We start from the raw sequence: 18,653 nt of genomic DNA on the forward strand, positions 1-18,653 counted from the left end.
CAGGCCGACTGGAAGTACGCTATCACCGGCGCGCAATTGTGATAACTGGTAAAAATGCCAGGACAAGGGCAGGCTTCTTAACCTTCAGCGCCACTTTTATCCATAAGATGCCTATGTGGCGGCTGCGGCGAGCCGATCGTTCAAAAAACGATCGAATAAATGGACGCCACGTAAATAAAGGCCTGTAGCACTCATCCAACACGTTATCCACAGGGACGCCAACAGCATCTGTTGAAAACAGCAGGTCAACCATCACGTTTGCTGTGGATATCATGCGCCAGGCCTATCGATGCATGGCTTTACAGCATCCTGCACAGTTTTGATCATTTTCTGATCAACTGCATGCAAGGCACCGACACCGCGGGCTTCAAGCAACTCTTTACAAATTATCCACAGGTCGATCAACAGCATTTGTGGGCAAATACTTGCTTAAGCGATCCAATCCGGATTCAAGGCTTTCAACTCGCCAAAACCTGGGCTGATCATTTTTCGACCGACTGCCCGTGCGCCTTGAGTTTCGTGCCCTCCAGCGAATCGCGAACACTTTATCCACAGTGTGGCAAACAGAAACGGCGGGCAAAAAGCAACGATCGCCTCTACAGGCGATACGCAAGGCCAGTAGGAGCGGAGCTATACGGAGACGACGTGCCCCCTGGTGGTATCAACGCAGGACGCCCTCCTCGACCAACAACTTGAGGATCGCCTCGGCGCCCTCTTGTGGAGAGACATCCTTGAGCACCTTGCCGCCCCCGCCACTGGCCTTGGCCGTGGCGGCCTTCATGCGGTCGGCGCCACTCTTGGCCTTGATCACCTTGAGCCGCTTGGGTCGTGGGCGGGCCGGTTGCAGGGCGTCTTCGGCCAGCACCGGATCGTCCACGACCTCTACCGTGCGTGCCGCCAATACCCCGCGCCGCGCCGGGCCGAAGGCTGATTGCCGTGGCTTGGGCGCGGCGTTATCCACAGTCGCCAGCAATGGCAGGCGCACTTTCAGGCGACGCCGCTGGCCGCGTGGCAGTGCCTGCAGCACCTGGGCGGTGCTATTGTCGATGGATTCAACCTCGGCCAGCCCCACCACCAGCGGCCAACCCAGCTTCTCGGCCAGCAGGAATGGCAGCATCCCCGAGCCTTCGCCGGTTTCCGCCTGGCTGCCGGTCAGCACCAGCTGGGCTCCCGCGTCACGCAGATAATCGCCAAGCACGCCCAGCACATCGGCGCCCGCAGGCTGTTCCAGCACATCCAGATGATCCAGCCCCATGCCCAGATACGCACGCAGCGCCTCTTCGCGAGGATCGCCGGCATGCACCACCTGCAAGTTATCCCCAGCCAGCTGCAGGCCCAGTTCGACGGCGCGGGCATCCTGCTCGGCGCGACGGGCGCGCCCGGAGCTAGGGTGGGCACCGATGGAAACCAGGCTGATGACTTTCGTACTCATGCTTGTGCCCTTATGCCGCGTCGCGCTGGCCGCCACTGCGGAAGTTATCCACAGCCTCGATCAGTGCCTGGAGAATCGCCGAGCTGTCGCCAATCACCGACAGGTCAGCCCGTTTGATCATGTCGCAGCCCGGGTCCATGTTGATCGCCACCACCTTGTCGCAGGCACCGATGCCCTGCAGGTGCTGGATGGCGCCGGAGATACCCACAGCCACATACACCCGCGCGGTAACCCAGGTGCCGGTGGCGCCGACCTGGCGGTTGCGCGGCATGAAGCCGTCGTCCACCGCCACCCGTGATGCGCCTTCGGTAGCGCCCAAGGCAGCGGTTGCCTGGTGATACAGGTCCCAGTCCTTGACGCCGTTGCCGCCGGAGACGATGAACTCGGCCTCTGCCATGGCGATGGCCGCCGGGTCCACGGCCACCGATCCGAGGTCTTCGATGCGCGACAGGCTGCGCGCCACGCCTGTGGACAACTCCACCGGCAGGGCTTCATGGCGAGTCTCGCTTACCGGCTCGGCGCATTCGGCGGCGGCCAGGATCAAGCGTGGCGTGGCGCGCTGGATATCCTGCTGACCTGCGCCAGCACGGCCAATGCACTGGCCATCCTTGACCTGCCACACCCTTGTTGCCGGGCGCTCACCCAGGGCTGCGGCGAAGCGTCGGCCCAGCTCTCCGCCGCCGCTGCGGCTGTCAGGCAATAGCCAGTGGCGCGGTGCGAACTGGTTATCCACAGCCCGCAGACCCTGGACCAGTTGTTCCGGTGCATAACCCTCGAAGGCCTCACCCTCGATGACCAGCAGGCGGTCCACGCCGGCTGTGGAAAAGTTGCTTTCCTTGTGCTCGCCGAACACCACGGCCAGCACTGCGCCGTCGTTGCCGGCGAGGCTGTGGGCCAGGCCCAGCAGGTCGCGGTCGTGGCTGCCGAGACGGCCGCCGACCATATCCGGGACCACGGCGATATAGAACGCAGGCGCAGCCACGCTGTGCAGCGGCAACTGTACTTCGGCAGCTGCCGTGCGCCGGCCGCCGACACCGGTGCCCTGCTGGGCGCCGCTGCGGTCGATGCGCTTGAGGCCGTTGGGGCCGATGAAGCCGGCAGCAATCGCATGGGGGTTCTTGCGCATCAGCCCATTGGGGCCCATCCAGCTGGTTTGTTGCGTCTGCATGGCCGCATGCAGCGGGTGCAGGCGGTTACGGGCGATCCACTCGGCGCGTGGGTCACGGCGGATGATGTCGCTCATCAGTGCACCTCCGCAGGTTCACGTTTAGCCGCTGGCGACTTTGCGCTGGCGGGGGCCTCTTCTTCGATCAGTACATCGGCGACCAGCTCGGCCAGGTCCTTGATCTGTGGCCGCGGTTCGACCACGCCTTCGAGCATCGCCGTGCACTGCGGGCAGCCCACGGCCACCAGCTCTGCTTCGGTTTCGCGGATATCGTCCATGCGCATGTCGGGGATACGCTGCTTGCCGGGGATATCGGTGATCGGCGCACCGCCGCCTCCGCCACAGCAGCGGGAACGGAAGCCCGAGCGCTGCATCTCACGCACTTCGATACCGAGGGCCTTGAGCACGTCGCGCGGGGCTTGGTACTCGCCGTTGTAGCGGCCCAGGTAGCACGGGTCGTGGTAGGTGACGCTGCCGCCCTTGTGCTGGCCGAGGTTGAGCTTGCCGGCGGCGATCAGTTCGGCGATGTAGGTGCTGTGGTGCTGCACCTGGTACTCGCCGCCAAGGGCGCCGTACTCGTTCTTCAGCACATGGAAGCTGTGCGGGTCGCAGGTGACGATGCGCTGGAACTGATATTTGGCCAGGGTCTGGATATTGCGCTTGGCCAGTTGCTGGAACGTTGCCTCGTCGCCCAGGCGGCGCGCCACGTCACCGCTGTCTCGCTCTTCCAGGCCGAGCACGGCGAAGTCCACGCCGGACGCTTTGAGCACTTTGACGAAGGCACGCAGGGTGCGCTGGTTGCGCATGTCGAAGGCGCCATCGCCCACCCAGAACAGCACCTCGGTGGTTTTCACCTCTGAGAGCAGCTTCAGGTTGAGGTCGGCCGCCCAGTTCATCCGCCCGCCGGGGGCGAAGCCGCCGGGGTTGTCGGTGGCGATCAGGTTGTCCAGCACCTCGGCGCCCTTGTTCGGCGTGGCGCCCTTTTCCAGGGTCAGGTGGCGGCGCATGTCGACGATGGCATCGACGTGCTCGATCATCATCGGGCATTCCTCGACGCAGGCGCGGCAAGTCGTGCACGACCACAGCGTCTCGGCATCCACCAGGCCGTTGACGATCGGCTGGTGCGGGTGGCCGCCATGCTCGCCGATCAGCTTGCCCGGGTACGGGCTGCCGGCGAACCGCGCGTCGGTGCCACCGGCCAGGCCGATGACCATGTCCTGGATCAGTTTCTTCGGGTTCAGCGGCTGGCCAGCGGCGAACGCCGGGCACATGGCCTCGCATTTGCCGCACTGCACGCAGGCGTCGAAACCGAGCAACTGGTTCCAGGTGAAATCCACCGGTTTTTCCACGCCCAGCGGCGCATTCGGGTCTTCCAGGTCCAGCGGCTTGAGGCCCGTGGAGCGGCCACCGCCAAAGCGCTCGGCGCGGCGGTGCCAGGCCAGGTGCAGGGCGCCGGCGAAGGCGTGCTTCATCGGCCCGCCCCAGGTCATGCCGAAGAACAGCTCGGACACGCCCCACAGCACGCCGACACCCAGCAGTGCGACCAGTACCCAGCCGCCCGTGCCTTCAGGCAGGATCCCCGCCACCGGCAAGGTGGCAATGAAGAAGCTCGCCGCGAACATCAGCAGGCTCTTGGGCAGGCGCATCCACGGGCCCTTGGACAGCCGGGAGGGCGGGCTCAGCCGGCGTTTGAAGACAAACAGCGCGCCACTGAACATGACCACCGTGGCCACCAGCAAGGCGTAACCGAGGATCTTGCTGTGCAGGCCAAAGCCATGCACCAGGATCGCCAGCACGGCCGAGAGCACGAAGCCGCCGGCGGTGGCCACGTGGGTCTTGGACATGTACTTGTCGCGCTCGACCACATGGTGCAGGTCCACCAGGTAGCGCCGCGGCATGGCCAGCAGGCCGCCAAGCAGGTCGACCTTGCTCGGCCGCCCGCGCCGCCACATGCGCACCCGGCGCAGGGCGCCGAGCACCGCCAGGGCGAGGGCGGTGAACAGCAGGATGGGTAGAAGGGTGTTCAACATGGGAGGCTCCCACAACAGCTGGATTCTTGCGCCGCTCCCAAGAGCGGCGCGGAGCCCTGTAGGAGCGGATTCATCCGCGATGAGGCCGGCACAGGCTGATGGGCTCTGTCGACGCTATCGCGGATAAATCCGCTCCTACAGGGTGGCCAATCCCGCCTCTAAGGGCGGTGCGATCAGAAATCCTTGCACAGCCGCAAGGCGTCGTAGATCGCCGCATGCACGTTGCGCTGGGCCACGCAGTCGCCGATGCGGTACAGCAGGTAGCCCTCGCCCGGCTGGCTGAGGATCGGCTGCGGCTTGATGGCGAACAGCGCCTCCACGTCGATCTGGCCCTTGTTGCGCGAACCGTCCTTGAGCGCGTAGTACAGCTGCTCGTCGGGACGCACACCGTTCTCCACCACCACCTGGTCGACCACCCGTTCTTCCTTGGCGCCGGTGTACTCGTTCTCGAGCACCGCCACCAGCTTGTCGCCCTCGCGGTAGACCTTTTCCAGCATCATGTCGCCGGTCATGATCACTTCTTTCGGGTACATGCTGCGGTAGTAGGTCGGGAAGGTGGTGCCGCCCATGGCCACGCCCGGTTTGATGTCGTCGGTGACGATCTCGACCTGGCTGCCCTTGTCGGCAATGAAGTCGGCGACCGACATGCCGGTGAATTCGCAGATGGTGTCGTACACCAGCACGTTCTTACCCGGCGCGACCTTGCCGTCGAGCACGTCCCAGCTGCTGACCACCAGGCCTTCGGCAGCGCCCCAGTGCTCGTTCTGTTCAAGGAACGAGTGCCCGCCCACCGCCAGCACGATCACATCCGGGCGCAGGTCCTGGATGGTCGCCACGTCGGCGGCAGTGCCCAGGCGCAGGTCGACCTTCAAACGCGCCAGCTCCAGCTGGTACCAGCGGGTGATACCGGCAATCTGGTCACGCTGCGGGGCCTTGGCGGCGATGGTGATCTGCCCGCCAATCTGCTCCTTCTTCTCGAACAGGGTCACGTCGTGGCCACGTTCGGCTGCCACGCGGGCCGCTTCCATGCCGGCGGGGCCTGCGCCAACCACCACCACCTTGCGCTTGACCCCGGTGGTCTTCTCGATGATGTGCGGCACGCCCAGGTATTCACGGGAGGTCGCGGCGTTCTGGATGCACAGCACATCCAGGCCCTGGTACTGGCGATCGATGCAGTAGTTGGCACCGACGCACTGCTTGATCTGGTCGATCTGGCCCATTTTGATCTTGGCGATCAGGTGCGGGTCGGCCATGTGCGCGCGGGTCATGCCGACCATGTCCACGTAGCCGCCTTCGAGAATGCGCGTGGCCTGGTTCGGGTCCTTGATGTTCTGCGCATGCAGCACCGGTACCTTGACCACTTCCTTGATGCCGGCCGCCAGGTGCAGGAACGGCTCCGGCGGGTAGCTCATGTTGGGGATGACGTTGGCCAGGGTGTTGTGGGTGTCGCAGCCCGAGCCGACCACGCCGATGAAATCGAGCATGCCGGTGGCGTCGTAGTAGGCGGCGATCTGCTTCATGTCCTCGTGGCTGAGGCCATCGGGGTGGAACTCGTCGCCGCAGATGCGCATGCCCACGCAGAAGTCGTCGCCGACTTCCTTGCGCACGGCCTTGAGCACTTCCAGGCCGAACTTCATGCGGCCTTCGAAGGTGCCGCCCCATTCATCGGTACGCTTGTTGACCCGCGGGCTCCAGAACTGGTCGATCATGTGCTGGTGCACGGCCGACAGCTCGACGCCGTCCAGGCCGCCCTCCTTGGCCCGGCGCGCAGCCTGGGCGTAGTTACCGATCACCCGCCAGATCTCTTCCACCTCGATGGTCTTGCAAGTGGCGCGGTGCACCGGTTCACGGATGCCCGATGGTGACATCAGCGTTGGCCAGTTGAAGCCGTCCCAACGCGAGCGCCGGCCCATGTGGGTAATCTGGATCATGATCTTGGCGCCATGCTTGTGCATGGCGTCGGCGAGGTTCTGGAAGTGCGGGATGATGCGGTCGGTGGACAGGTTGACCGAGGCCCACCACTCCTGCGGGCTGTCGATGGCCACCACCGACGAGCCACCGCAGATCGCCAGGCCGATGCCGCCCTTGGCCTTCTCTTCGTAGTACTTCACATAGCGGTCGGTGGTCATGCCGCCATCGGTGGCATACACCTCGGCGTGCGCGGTGCTGAGCACGCGGTTGCGGATGGTCAGCTTGCCGATCTGGATCGGCTGGAACATTGCTTCGAAGGCCATGACGCTATCTCCGGCTTACAACGGCTTTGTAACGAACAGGCCATCTTCGTGGCCTTCTTCCGACCCGCCGTAGACCTGTTCGGCCACGGTGCGGATCGAGCTGCCGCGAGCGGCGAGAATCTGGTCCATGGCGCCGGCGAACCAGCCGGTGAACATGTAGTCGACCTTGCGGCCGCACTTGCCGTACACGTACACGAACGCCGAGTGCTTGAGCTTGACGCTGCAGGTGCCTTTATCCAGGTCGATGTCCTGGATCTCGAACAGGCCCCAGCCACGCTGGCTCAGGCGCTTCATGTAATGCTCGAACACCGCCACGCCTTCCAGGCCATGGCATTCGGCTTCCTTTTCGCACCAATGCCAGGCGGACTTGTAGCCGGCCTTGTAGAGGATCTCGGCGTAGGCGTCGGCGCCCAGCACTTCCTCGATGCCCATGTGGTTGTTGACGAAGAAATGCCGCGGCACGTAGAGCATCGGCAGGGCGTCACTGGTCCAGACACCGGTCTCACTGTCGACTTCGATTGGCAATTGCGGGGCGATCTTGGCCATGGAAACTCAACTCCATAAAATTATTGGATTCGATCAAAAGCCGCTTTGGCTTTTGCTTTTATAAAAAGCCGCAGTGAGTGCTGTTGGGGCCGTAGCGAGCGCGTCGAGCGCAAGGAAGGGCCGAAGCGAAAAGCGAGACAGTGCCGAGGCACGGCGAGCTTTTCGTGAGGGCCTGACGCAGCGATCGGCGTGCGCAGTAGGCCCCAGCAGTGCTCACTCGCCCCAGACGTCCTTCAGGACGTTGACCCAGTTTTCGCCCATGATCTTGCGCACCACGCGCTCGCTGTGGCCGCGCTTGAGCAGCGTCTCGGTCAGGTTGGGGAACTCGCCGACGGTGCGGATGCCCAGCGGGTTGATGATCTTGCCGAAGTTGGTCAGGCGCCGGGCGTAACCCTTGTCGTGCGTGAGGTACTCGAAGAAGTCCTGGCCATGGCCCTGGGTGAAGTCGGTACCGATACCGATGGCGTCTTCACCGACGATGTTCATGGTGTACTCGATGGCTTCGGCGTAGTCGTCGATGGTCGAGTCGATGCCCTTGGCCAGGAATGGCGCGAACATGGTCACACCGACGAAGCCGCCGTGGTCGGCGATGAACTTCAGCTCTGCGTCGGACTTGTTGCGCGGATGTTCCTTGAGGCCTGAAGGCAGGCAGTGGGAATAGCAGACCGGCTTCTTCGATTCGAGGATGACTTCCTCGGAGGTTTTCGAGCCGACATGGGACAGGTCGCACATGATGCCGACGCGATTCATCTCGGCGACGATCTCGCGACCGAAGCCCGACAGCCCGCCGTCGCGCTCGTAGCAGCCGGTGCCGACGAGGTTCTGGGTGTTGTAGCACATCTGCACGATGCCCACGCCCAGTTGCTTGAACACGTCGACGTAGGCGATCTGGTCCTCGAACGCGTGGGCGTTCTGGAAGCCGAAGAGGATGCCGGTCTTGCCCAGTTCCTTGGCCTTGCGGATGTCGGCGGTGGTGCGCACCGGCATCACCAGGTCGCTGTTTTCGCGGATCAGCTTCTGGCTGGAAGCGATGTTGTCGACGGTGGCCTTGAAGCCCTCCCACACCGACACCGTGCAGTTGGCCGCGGTCAGCCCGCCTTTGCGCATGTCCTCGAACAGCTCGCGGTTCCATTTGGCAATGATCAGGCCGTCGATGACGATGCTGTCGGCGTGAAGTTCGGCTGGGCTCATCAGGCTGTCCCCTTTTATTGAAGTTTGCAGGCGCCGAACCTTGTGCCGACGCTTTGGGGCCAGCATATGCCTGCGGCCCGAGGCGCCCCGATGCAAAAACGACAGGGGGTTTGCCGAAAGCGTCAATGGCCGACCTGGCACGCTCTAACGCGCCCCTCGGCAATGAGAGCGAGTCTCGACAACGCTGTTTCATGAACATTTTCTCGGGGAGCTATCGCCCGGGCCTGGGCTGAGCGAGAATCCAGCGACTCGCAGCCTCTTCAGGAGAAACCCGATGAAATCAATGGCATGGCTGGTCTTGCTGGCAGTGGCTTTCGGCGCGCACGCCGCCGAAGAGGAGAGCACCCCCTGCGACAACGTCGAGACCGACCAGCAGGGCTATGCCTGCGCCGCCTACAACAAGCAGACCGCCGAGCGCGAGCTGAAGGCGGCCTATGACGACCTCATGCAGCGCATTCGCGACCAGTACGCGGATGAAAGCGACAAGGCCGCGGCGCTGAGCGGCAAGATGGAGGCCGCCGAGAAACTCTGGACGCAGTTGCGCGACGCCGACTGCAAGGTCGAGACCTGGGCCGAGAAACCCGGCAGCAAGGCGTTCGAGGCGGCGTGGGACACCTGCGTGGCGCAACGTAGCGATGAGCGGTCGGAGTACCTGCAGGGCATCGGCCAGCAATGACCCTTTGCCCGCGACGGGCCGCCAAGCGGCCCCCGGGGAGTTTCCGCGCCGGGCGCTAGCGCCTGAAGTCCGGCCGCAGCTCCTGGCCATCGATGCTCAGCGTCTTGTAACGCGGCGCCACCAGTTTCACAGCCCCCTCGCGAATACCGTTGGCCAGGCTTTCGAGGTTTTCCATGTTGCCGCTCAGGCTGCCCACCTCGCGCCACTCGCGGTCTTCCCAGGTGAACACGAACAGCTGCGATGCATAGGTGTGCCGGGGGATCATCAGCACCTCGTTGTGCCCGTCGCCATCCAGGTCGACTGCCCACAGGTAGCAGCCCTTGCCACCGCACTGGCTTTGCGCAAGCGTCGCGTCGGCCAATGACTCGCTGCTCGATTGCACCGGCCCGAGCCACTCGAACTTCGGGCCATGGTCTTCGGCCACTGTCGGTTGACGCACCTGGGCCATCTGCACCAACAACTGCTGGCGGCGGCCCGCATCGAACAGTTCATCCGTCTGCAGCCGCTGCTCGAGCTGCTCGAAGGCTTCACGCCCCGGTTGGCCGAGGTCGCGATACAAGGTCTCGGCGTCAAACTCGGTGATCGCCGTGTGCCCGTTGACCAGACGCTGCACCTGGCTCCTCGCACTCAATGCCTGCGGATCGAGCAGCGGCGTGTAGAACACCACCACCAGCAGCGCACTGAGCAGGGCGATCCATGGATTGCTCAGGCGCAGGCTGTGCAGCCAGGCCTGGCGCGAAGCCAGCACCGCCCAGACCGCCGCCAGGCCATGCGCCAGCATCACGCCCACCAGCATCGACGCCATGATCCGTGTCGGTGTCAGCCCGTACTGGTCGATACGCAGCCAGCTCGCATAGGCAGCCAGGCCCACCAGCACCGGCAGGCACAGCAGGCTGGCCTCCACCAGGCGCTTGAGCAGCGCGGGGTAGACGCTACCTTGCCGGCCATCCTGGAACACGCCGTTGACCAGGAACAGGTTTATGCCCGCCAGTACCAGCAGAAGAGTGGTCGAATAGCCGGTGTCCCACACCGGTTGCAGGCCGGAGAACGGCAATGTCAGGGTGAACAGCACGGCGATCAGCGCGCTGAGCGGCAGCAGGAAGCGGCACAGCGTCAGCAGGATGCCGCGCAGCAGGCCGATGATCTTCTCGTTTTCCCGGCCCATGCGCATGCCCAGCGAAAACACCACCGGCAACACCAGCCAGAGAAACACCGGTGACTCCACCGCATCCTTGACCTGCGCAACGCCCAGCATGCTGAACAGCAGCGCGCACAACCACAGCAGTTGCCAGAACAGTCCGGTCAGCAGCTGTGCCAGGAACACGATGAAAACGTTGTTCCAGGCATGCCGGAACAGGTCTTCGTAGCGCGGGCGCAACCCTTCGCCGGTCGGCCAGGCGAGAATGAACGCAGTGCCGATATAGGCCAGCACGATGGCGGCCAGGCACCAGGTCTGCTGCAGCCAGTCCATATGCCCGGTATCGAAGAGCCAGGCACTGATCTCGCTGAGCAGCGCGGTCAGGCCCAGTACCAACCAGCCGGTGCCACGCTGCAGCACCGCGTTGCCAAGCAACTGCAGGTTCACGCCGGCTACCGCCACCGCGACGCACAGGGCTACCGACAGGCTGAAACCCAGCAGCTGACCCTCCCCCTTCACGGTGGTGAGCCACACCAGACCCTGGATCAGGCCGATGACGACGTAGAACAATAAGGAGCGACTTGGCGCTGGCATTGCAAATCCTTTTGGCCAGTGAGGTAGGAGGCGCGCAAGTCTACCGAAACCGGCTCGTACCACGCCAAGGCCTTTACCTTGCGGGCTGGCGGCAGCCAATTATCACAACGCCATTCCCTCATGAGCGCGGCGGTGTAGAATCGGGCTATTCATCGCCAGACACCCCCGGCGGGTTTATGAGCTCTGGTCGAGCCTGCGGCGATCCCGCGCGGTCCTTCGACCCCCATCCGTGCCTGTGGCAACCGGCCTTCGGCGTTTTTAGGACAAGAGAAGCTCACTCCCTGATTTGGGTTTGCGCGAAAAGTCGCCGAGCGGCGATCAGGCAAGGCGAAAACAGGCGAGGAAGCGGAGTTTGCTGGTTGCAAATGAGCATTCCGAGCCTGTTTTCAACGCAGCATGATCGTCGCGCAGGCATTTTTCGCGCAAAGCCAGTGACCTGATTAAGCCGCCAGGAGCGCTATATGCCTGATTATCGTTCCAAGACCTCCACCCATGGCCGCAACATGGCCGGCGCCCGTGCCCTGTGGCGCGCCACCGGGATGAAGGACGAAGACTTCAAGAAACCGATCATCGCCATCGCCAACTCGTTCACCCAGTTCGTCCCGGGCCACGTGCACCTGAAGGACCTGGGCCAGCTGGTCGCCCGCGAGATCGAACGCGCCGGTGGCGTGGCCAAGGAATTCAACACCATCGCCGTCGATGACGGCATCGCCATGGGCCACGACGGCATGCTGTACTCGCTGCCCAGCCGCGAGATCATTGCCGACGCCGTCGAGTACATGGTCAACGCCCACTGCGCCGACGCCATCGTCTGCATCTCCAACTGCGACAAGATCACCCCCGGCATGCTGATGGCCGCCCTGCGCCTGAACATCCCGGTGATCTTCGTCTCCGGCGGCCCGATGGAAGCCGGCAAGACCAAGCTGGCCAGCCACGGCCTGGACCTGGTCGACGCCATGGTCATCGCCGCCGACTCCTCGGCCAGCGACGAGAAGGTCGCCGAGTACGAGCGCAGCGCCTGCCCGACCTGCGGTTCGTGCTCCGGCATGTTCACCGCCAACTCGATGAACTGCCTGACCGAGGCCCTGGGCCTGGCCCTGCCGGGCAACGGCTCCACGCTGGCGACCCACTCCGACCGCGAGCAGCTGTTCCTTACCGCTGGCCGCACCATCGTCGAACTGTGCAAGCGCTACTACGGCGAGGGCGACGCGTCCGTGCTGCCGCGCAGCATCGCCAACTTCAAGGCGTTCGAGAACGCCATGATGCTCGACATCGCCATGGGCGGCTCGACCAACACCATCCTGCACCTGCTGGCCGCGGCCCAGGAAGGCGAGGTGGACTTCGACCTGCGCGACATCGATCGCCTGTCGCGCAAGGTGCCGCAGCTGTGCAAGGTGGCACCGAACATCCAGAAGTACCACATGGAAGACGTGCATCGCGCCGGCGGCATCTTCAGCATTCTCGGCTCGCTGGCCCGTGGCGGCCTGCTGCACACCGACCTGCCGACCGTGCACAGCCCCAGCATGGAAGAAGCCATCGCCAAGTGGGACATCACCCAGACCGATGACGAAGCCGTGCACACTTTCTTCAAGGCAGGCCCGGCCGGTATCCCGACGCAGACCGCGTTCAGCCAGTCGACCCGCTGGGAAACCCTGGACGACGACCGCGAAAACGGCTGCATCCGCAGCTTCGAGCACGCCTACTCGCAAGAGGGCGGCCTGGCCGTGCTGTACGGCAACATCGCCCTGGACGGCTGTGTGGTGAAGACCGCCGGCGTGGATGAGTCGATCCACGTGTTCGAGGGCAACGCGAAGATCTTCGAAAGCCAGGACAGCGCGGTACGCGGCATCCTCGCCGACGAAGTGAAGGCCGGCGATATCGTCATCATCCGCTACGAAGGCCCGAAAGGCGGCCCGGGCATGCAGGAGATGCTTTACCCGACCTCGTACCTGAAGTCCAAGGGCCTGGGCAAGGCGTGCGCGCTGCTCACCGATGGCCGCTTCTCCGGCGGCACCTCGGGCCTGTCCATCGGCCATGCCTCGCCGGAAGCCGCCGCAGGCGGCGCCATTGGCCTGGTGCGCGATGGCGACAAGGTGCTGATCGATATCCCCAACCGTTCGATCAACCTGCTGGTCAGCGATGAAGAGCTGGCCGCGCGTCGTGTCGAGCAGGACAAGAAAGGCTGGAAGCCGGCGGAAGTACGCCCACGTAAAGTGACCACTGCGCTGAAGGCCTATGCCCTGCTGGCCACCAGCGCCGACAAGGGTGCGGTGCGTAACAAGGCAATGCTCGAAGGGCTGTGAGGCTCTGACGGCAATAAGAACCGGCGCCTGGTGCGCCGGTTTTTTTATGCCTGAGGAGGCCTCATCGCCGGCAAGCCGGCTCCCACAATGTAATCGCAGGCCTTGGCATTGCACCTGTGGGAGCTGGCTTGCCAGCGATTGGGCCGGAACAGGTTATGCGTATTTCACTGAATCTGCTCCGGCGTCACGATCACCCAGTTCTTGTCCGCCGTCACCGGCAAGCCTTCCTTGGCCTGGGCCGCTGCATTCTTCGCGATCATGCCGTTGAGCTGGTCCATGTACTTGGCCTTGCGGTTTATCCACAGGTGGATGCCGCCTTTGTTCACATCAACGCCGTGGAACTGCATGTAGCCATCGCTGGTCGGGGTATCGCCTCCCACCAGCACCGGTTTCTTCCACTCGTCGATGTAAGTCAGGATCGCCGCCTGCTTGCCCGCCATCCAGGTGGCCGGCGTCCACAGGTACGGGGTCAGCTCCAGGCCTTCGTTGGCCTTGGGATCGTACTGCCCGGCGCTGATCTGCTTGCGCGCCGTGGTCAGCTGGCCACTGGCGCGGTCCTTGAGCAGCAGGCTCACACCGATCACGTTCTGCGGTTTGACGTTGTAGCCGTACTTGGGATCGGAGGCGACCATGCGTACCAGCTCTTCGGACGCCGCCGAGATCACATAGACCTCGATGCCGTTCTCCATCAGTTTGTTGTACAGCTCGGCCTGGCCCGTGAAAACCTTCGGCGGCTGCACTTCGATACTCTTGACCTGATCGCCCTCGAAGTAGGTGCTGGGGATCGGCTTGCCCGAGGCCATCAGTTCGTCGACCTGCTGCTTCAGCTCCTTGAGGGTGAAGCCCGAGAACACCTGGGCCACCCAGGGGTAGCAAACCATGTCATCGAGTTCGCACAGGCGGTAGTAGTAACTGAACAGGCTCTCCTTGTGCTCGGCGCTGTCCTTGAACGGGATGAGTTTGAGCGAAGGGTCGAGCTTTTCGCGGGTCAGCAGGCCCTTGTTCTCCATGAACGGCAGCAGCGCCTCTTCAAGGTCGAAGCGGTAGCTGGTGTTGTCCATGTCGAACACCGCGTAGTTACCCTTGTTGGCGTTGGCGGCAATCATCGCGTCGAGCTTCTGCGCGGCTTCGGCCGGCCAGTGCTTGAGCTCGGTGGCCGCCCAACTGCTGGCACTCAGCAACAGGGCAAGGCCGCCGGCAAGGATTTTCGGAGCTGACATCATGTGCGGTTCTCCCAAAGACGTGGCCGCTCAACCCTAGACCTGATTTGTGACAGGCAGGCATGCGCCACCGACCTCGAAGCAACCGCAAACGCCATGTGTATTGCCAAAAACGACCAGGCGTTATTCCATAAACGACTATGCAAATTCCTTTTAGGTATAAATTCGTTTGTTTTCAGGCTGTTAGCATTTCCGTTCGTAATCGCTCACAGAGGCGATGCCTCTTTTGCCTTTTTCCGGAGCTTCAATGAACCTGCCGCTGTCACTCAACCTGCTGGCGTTCCTGGCCCTGCTGCTGGGCCTGGCGCAAACCCGTCGTACCGACTGGAGCCTGGCCAAGAAGGTGCTGCTGGGCCTGGCCCTCGGCGTCGGCTTCGGCCTGGTGCTGCATACGATCTACGGCGCCGGGCACCCGGTGCTCAAGGCCACCATCGGCTGGCTCGACCTGGTCGGCAATGGCTACGTCGGTTTGCTGCAGATGATCGTCATGCCGCTGATCTTCGCCTCGATCCTCAGCGCCGTGGCCCGCCTGCACAACGCCTCGGCGCTGGGCCGCATCAGTGTGCTGAGCATCGGCACCCTGCTGCTGACCACCGCGATCGCCGCGCTGCTCGGTATCGCCCTGACCAACCTGTTCGGCCTGAGCGCCGAGGGGCTGGTGGCCGGCGCCCAGGAAAGCGCCCGCCTGCAGGCCATCCACAGCGACTACGCGGGCAAGGTCGCCGACCTCAACATCCCGCAACTGCTGCTGTCGTTCATCCCGACCAACCCGGTCGGCGACCTGGCCCGGGCCAAGCCGACCTCGATCATCAGCGTGGTGATCTTCGCCGTGTTCCTGGGCCTGGCCGCTTTGCAGCTGATCAAGGACGACAAGGACAAGGGCGAGCGCGCCCTGTCGGCCATCGACGTGCTGCAGGCCTGGGTCATGCGCCTGGTGCGCCTGGTGATGAAGCTCACCCCCTACGGTGTGCTGGCCCTGATGACCAAGGTAGTGGCCAGCTCCAACCTCGACGACATCCTCAAGCTGGGCAGCTTCGTGGTGGTGTCTTACATCGGCCTGGGCCTGATGTTCGTGGTCCACGGGGTGATCCTGGCGCTGACCGGCGTCAGCCCGCTGCGCTTCTTCCGTAAAGTCTGGCCGGTGCTGACCTTCGCCTTCACCAGCCGCTCCAGCGCCGCCAGCATCCCGCTGAACATCGAGGCGCAGACCCTGCGCCTGGGCGTGCCGCAGTCGATTGCCAGCTTCAGCGCCTCGTTTGGCGCGACCATCGGCCAGAACGGCTGCGCCGGCCTGTACCCGGCGATGCTGGCGGTGATGGTCGCCCCGGCGGTGGGCATCGATACCTTCGACCCGCTGTGGATCGCCACCCTGGTGGCCATCGTCACCCTCAGCTCGGCAGGCGTTGCCGGCGTCGGCGGCGGCGCGACCTTCGCCGCGCTGATCGTGCTGCCAGCCATGGGCCTGCCGGTGGAACTGGTGGCGCTGTTGATCTCGGTAGAGCCGCTGATCGACATGGGCCGCACGGCGTTGAACGTGAATGGCTCGATGACGGCGGGCGTGGTTACCAGCCAGTTGCTCAAGCAGACCGACCAGCAGGTGCTGGCTGGGGATGAGCATGCGCAACTGAGTCACTCCTGAGAGATTATCGGGGGCGCTTTGCGCCCCCGGCGATCCCGGCTCAGTACGTCGCGCGCAGCTTGAGCGTCAGGTTGCGCGGCTCGCCATAGAAGTTCGAGCCCCAGGCACTGTCCACACGCTCGTAATACACACGGTCGAACAGGTTGTTGGCCGTGAGTGTCGCCGACAGGTGCTTGTTGAAGCGGTAACCCACCTGCGCCGTGGCGACGCTGTAGCCACCCTGCACGAAGTCCACGCTGTTGCGCGTGTAGTAGGTGGAACTGACCACCCGCACACCACCACCGACACTGAACCCTTCCAGCGGCCCATCGGCGAACGCATAGCGCGTCCACACATTGAAGTTGTGCTTGGGCGTGATGCTGATGCCCTGGTAGTCGGCCTGACGCCCCGACTCCAGGCGGGTGAAGGCGTAGCCGGTGCTGATGCTCCAGTTGTCGGTCAGGTTGCCGGACAGCTCGGTTTCCCAACCCTGGCTGCGCACCTTGGCCTGGGCCTCGTAGAACGGCGTCTGGTCGATTTGCTGGGCGCGGTTCTCGTCGTAGATGCGGAACACCGCCACGCTGCCGTTCAGGCGGCCGTCGAAGAACTCCCGCTTCAGGCCCAACTCATACTGTTTGCCCTCGCGCGGCGCCACCGTGCTGTCGCCGCCGGCCATCTGCGTCTGCGGCTTGTACACCGTGGTGTAGCTGGCATAGGCCGACAGTTCAGGGGTGAGCTTGGCGACCAGCGCACCGTAGGGGATCACCTTGCGGCGAACACTGGTGTGGGGGTCGGAGAATTCGTTGAAGAACGGGTTGGCATTGTGGCCATCGCTGTCGAACCAGATCACCCGGCTGCCAAGGATCACGTCCAGCCAGTCGTTGGCGCTGACCTTGGTGCGGGCATACAGTCCGTACTGGTTCGACTTGGACGAGTTGCCGTTGTCCATGGCGTAGTCGATCTTGGGGATGTCGATGCTGCCCGGGTCGAACACGTTGATGTCGAACCACTCCCGGCCACCGTAGCGGAAGTCCTTGTCCACATGCTGGTAGTCGGCGCCTACGGTGAGCTCATGGGTACGCCCGAACGCCTCGAACGGCCGCGTCACGAAGCTGTCCAGGCCCAGGGTCTTGATATGGGTGTAGTAGTTGTAGGCCACCGCGGAACTGGCACCGGTCACCGGGTCAACGGCGCCGTCGGTCCAGGTGAAGTTGCGCGTGGGTGCCTCGGCGTCGCGATAGGTCAGCGAGGTCTTGAACTGGCCACCATCGTCCAGCGCATGGTCGACCTCGAAGAAGCTTTCCCAGACCCGTTCGTCCAGCTCGTTCCACTTCGCGTCGACGAAGGTCGAGCGCTTGACGTCGAGCAGCTTGCCGCTGTCGTAGGCCGGCAGACCGAACGCGGGCACCGACTTGTTGCGCTGGTAGGCGCCGCCCAGGGTCAGGGTGGTGGCCGGCGACAGGTCGTACTCCAGGCGCCCGTACATCATCGGACGCTCGTTCTGGGCGTAGTCGACGAAGGCCTGGTTGTTCTCGTAGGCGGTGACGAAACGCCCGCGCAGGCTGCCATCGCTGTTCAGCGGCCCGGTGACGTCAACCGTGGAGTGGTAACGGTCATAGGTACCCGCCGACAGCTCACCAGACAGGGCAAACTCGCCCAGGGCGCGCTTGCGCACCAGGTTGATGGTGCCGCCGGGTTCGCCCGCGCCCTGGTACAGGCCGGATGGCCCGCGCAGCACTTCGACACGGTCATACATGGCCAGGTCGAACGCCGTGGCCATGTCGCCTTGCCCGGTGGGCTGGGTGACGCCATCGACCTGCACCAGGTCGACCGGGAAGCCGCGCATGTAGACGTCATTGAGGTTGGAGCCAGTGTTGTAGCTCTTGATCGTGGTACCGGTCACCTGCCGCATGGCGTCCTGCAGGCTGTTCATGTTCTGGTCGTCCAGGCGCTGGCGGGTCATTACCGACACCGACTGCGGGATGTCCTTGAGCTTCTGCTCGCCCTTGCCAAGGGTCAGCGACCCAGTGGTATAGGAGCCGGTGCCTTCGGTGGTGGTGCCCAACTGGCTGCTATCGATCTTCACCGCGCCCAGTTGCATCGCGTCGTCGTTCCCGGCGCGCTGGCGCTCCAGGGTGACGCTGTCGTTATCGATGTAGGCGGCATTCAGGCCAGTGCCCTGGAGCAGGCGGGCCAGTGCCTGGTCCTGTGGATAACTGCCACTCAGGCCCGGCGAGCGCAGGCCCTGGGTGAACTCACCGGGTACCAGCACCTGGATCCGGGTAACCGCACTGAAGGCCGCCAGGGCCGAGTCCAGCGACTGCGCCGGGATGTCGAAACGGTAGACCTGAGCCTGCGTGGCGGCCTGGGCCTGCAAGGGTCCGGCCAGCGCGGCGCTGCCAAGCGCGATGGCCAGGCCGAGCACGGCCCGAGTGGCGGTGGTTTTCATCAATGGGGCTCCCCGAAAGCGTCAAAGTGATCGACTGGCGCGGCTCTGTCTGAGAGT

13 protein-coding genes are annotated in these 18,653 nt (G+C 64.0%); 3 read left to right on the forward strand and 10 right to left on the reverse strand.

Features of this window, described 5'->3' with window-relative positions; all coding sequences use genetic code 11:
- Window positions 1-22: 22 nt before the first annotated feature.
- From CCOS191_RS28090 to CCOS191_RS25325, 7 genes are all read right to left on the reverse strand, one after another.
- A complete protein-coding gene (locus CCOS191_RS28090; protein WP_156177706.1) occupies window positions 23-253 on the reverse strand; it encodes a hypothetical protein in 231 nt (76 codons plus the stop codon).
- Window positions 254-661: 408 nt separating this feature from the next.
- Window positions 662-1,432, reverse strand: a complete 771-nt coding sequence (gene etfB / locus CCOS191_RS25300; RefSeq protein WP_046857456.1) for an electron transfer flavoprotein subunit beta — start codon at window positions 1,430-1,432, stop codon at window positions 662-664.
- A gap of 10 nt (window positions 1,433-1,442) precedes the next feature.
- Window positions 1,443-2,675 (reverse strand): electron transfer flavoprotein subunit alpha, encoded by a 1,233-nt coding sequence (gene etfA, locus CCOS191_RS25305; RefSeq protein WP_046857457.1) that lies wholly within the window; start codon window positions 2,673-2,675, stop codon window positions 1,443-1,445.
- A complete protein-coding gene (dgcB, locus tag CCOS191_RS25310) occupies window positions 2,675-4,627 on the reverse strand; it encodes a dimethylglycine demethylation protein DgcB (protein WP_046857458.1) in 1,953 nt (650 codons plus the stop codon). The genes etfA and dgcB overlap by 1 nt, the downstream gene beginning before the upstream one ends.
- 173 nt (window positions 4,628-4,800) lie before the next feature.
- Window positions 4,801-6,861 (reverse strand): dimethylglycine demethylation protein DgcA, encoded by a 2,061-nt coding sequence (gene dgcA / locus CCOS191_RS25315; RefSeq protein WP_038707195.1) that lies wholly within the window; start codon window positions 6,859-6,861, stop codon window positions 4,801-4,803.
- A gap of 15 nt (window positions 6,862-6,876) precedes the next feature.
- Window positions 6,877-7,407 (reverse strand): DUF5943 domain-containing protein, encoded by a 531-nt coding sequence (locus CCOS191_RS25320; protein ID WP_012316656.1) that lies wholly within the window; start codon window positions 7,405-7,407, stop codon window positions 6,877-6,879.
- A 213-nt stretch (window positions 7,408-7,620) separates the two neighbouring features.
- Window positions 7,621-8,598, reverse strand: a complete 978-nt coding sequence (locus CCOS191_RS25325; RefSeq protein WP_011536164.1) for a dipeptidase — start codon at window positions 8,596-8,598, stop codon at window positions 7,621-7,623.
- A 274-nt stretch (window positions 8,599-8,872) separates the two neighbouring features.
- Here CCOS191_RS25325 and CCOS191_RS25330 point away from each other — a divergent pair, with 274 nt between their 5' ends.
- Window positions 8,873-9,274, forward strand: coding sequence for a lysozyme inhibitor LprI family protein (locus tag CCOS191_RS25330; RefSeq protein ID WP_046857459.1), 402 nt, complete (start codon window positions 8,873-8,875; stop codon window positions 9,272-9,274).
- A gap of 55 nt (window positions 9,275-9,329) precedes the next feature.
- On the opposite strand, the gene CCOS191_RS25335 is transcribed toward CCOS191_RS25330, so the two are convergent.
- Entirely contained in the window at window positions 9,330-11,006 is a 1,677-nt protein-coding gene (locus CCOS191_RS25335) for a DUF4153 domain-containing protein (RefSeq protein ID WP_046857460.1), read from the reverse strand.
- Between the two features lie 461 nt (window positions 11,007-11,467).
- Between CCOS191_RS25335 and ilvD the strand changes: the two genes are divergently transcribed.
- Entirely contained in the window at window positions 11,468-13,309 is a 1,842-nt protein-coding gene (ilvD, locus tag CCOS191_RS25340) for a dihydroxy-acid dehydratase (RefSeq protein WP_046857461.1), read from the forward strand.
- A gap of 164 nt (window positions 13,310-13,473) precedes the next feature.
- Here ilvD and CCOS191_RS25345 read toward each other — a convergent pair whose 3' ends face one another.
- Window positions 13,474-14,529 (reverse strand): haloacid dehalogenase-like hydrolase, encoded by a 1,056-nt coding sequence (locus tag CCOS191_RS25345; protein WP_197541432.1) that lies wholly within the window; start codon window positions 14,527-14,529, stop codon window positions 13,474-13,476.
- A 247-nt stretch (window positions 14,530-14,776) separates the two neighbouring features.
- Between CCOS191_RS25345 and CCOS191_RS25350 the strand changes: the two genes are divergently transcribed.
- The gene (locus CCOS191_RS25350; protein ID WP_046857463.1) at window positions 14,777-16,168 is read left to right on the forward strand and encodes an L-cystine transporter; all 1,392 of its coding nucleotides are present in this window, start codon (window positions 14,777-14,779) and stop codon (window positions 16,166-16,168) included.
- 40 nt (window positions 16,169-16,208) lie between these two features.
- Here CCOS191_RS25350 and CCOS191_RS25355 read toward each other — a convergent pair whose 3' ends face one another.
- The gene (locus CCOS191_RS25355) at window positions 16,209-18,599 is read right to left on the reverse strand and encodes a TonB-dependent siderophore receptor (protein ID WP_442963654.1); all 2,391 of its coding nucleotides are present in this window, start codon (window positions 18,597-18,599) and stop codon (window positions 16,209-16,211) included.
- Window positions 18,600-18,653 lie beyond the last annotated feature (54 nt).

Source organism: Pseudomonas sp. CCOS 191 (assembly GCF_001007005.1).
GTDB lineage: Bacteria > Pseudomonadota > Gammaproteobacteria > Pseudomonadales > Pseudomonadaceae > Aquipseudomonas > Aquipseudomonas soli.

What these genes read in the sequence shown, in the direction of transcription:
- CCOS191_RS28090 (WP_156177706.1), bottom strand. Translation starts at nt 253, where the DNA reads ATGGTTGACCTGCTGTTTTCAACAGATGCTGTTGGCGTCCCTGTGGAT.
- etfB (WP_046857456.1), bottom strand. Translation starts at nt 1,432, where the DNA reads ATGAGTACGAAAGTCATCAGCCTGGTTTCCATCGGTGCCCACCCTAGC.
- etfA (WP_046857457.1), bottom strand. Translation starts at nt 2,675, where the DNA reads ATGAGCGACATCATCCGCCGTGACCCACGCGCCGAGTGGATCGCCCGT.
- dgcB (WP_046857458.1), bottom strand. Translation starts at nt 4,627, where the DNA reads ATGTTGAACACCCTTCTACCCATCCTGCTGTTCACCGCCCTCGCCCTG.
- dgcA (WP_038707195.1), bottom strand. Translation starts at nt 6,861, where the DNA reads ATGGCCTTCGAAGCAATGTTCCAGCCGATCCAGATCGGCAAGCTGACC.
- CCOS191_RS25320 (WP_012316656.1), bottom strand. Translation starts at nt 7,407, where the DNA reads ATGGCCAAGATCGCCCCGCAATTGCCAATCGAAGTCGACAGTGAGACC.
- CCOS191_RS25325 (WP_011536164.1), bottom strand. Translation starts at nt 8,598, where the DNA reads ATGAGCCCAGCCGAACTTCACGCCGACAGCATCGTCATCGACGGCCTG.
- CCOS191_RS25330 (WP_046857459.1), top strand. Translation starts at nt 8,873, where the DNA reads ATGAAATCAATGGCATGGCTGGTCTTGCTGGCAGTGGCTTTCGGCGCG.
- CCOS191_RS25335 (WP_046857460.1), bottom strand. Translation starts at nt 11,006, where the DNA reads ATGCCAGCGCCAAGTCGCTCCTTATTGTTCTACGTCGTCATCGGCCTG.
- ilvD (WP_046857461.1), top strand. Translation starts at nt 11,468, where the DNA reads ATGCCTGATTATCGTTCCAAGACCTCCACCCATGGCCGCAACATGGCC.
- CCOS191_RS25345 (WP_197541432.1), bottom strand. Translation starts at nt 14,529, where the DNA reads ATGTCAGCTCCGAAAATCCTTGCCGGCGGCCTTGCCCTGTTGCTGAGT.
- CCOS191_RS25350 (WP_046857463.1), top strand. Translation starts at nt 14,777, where the DNA reads ATGAACCTGCCGCTGTCACTCAACCTGCTGGCGTTCCTGGCCCTGCTG.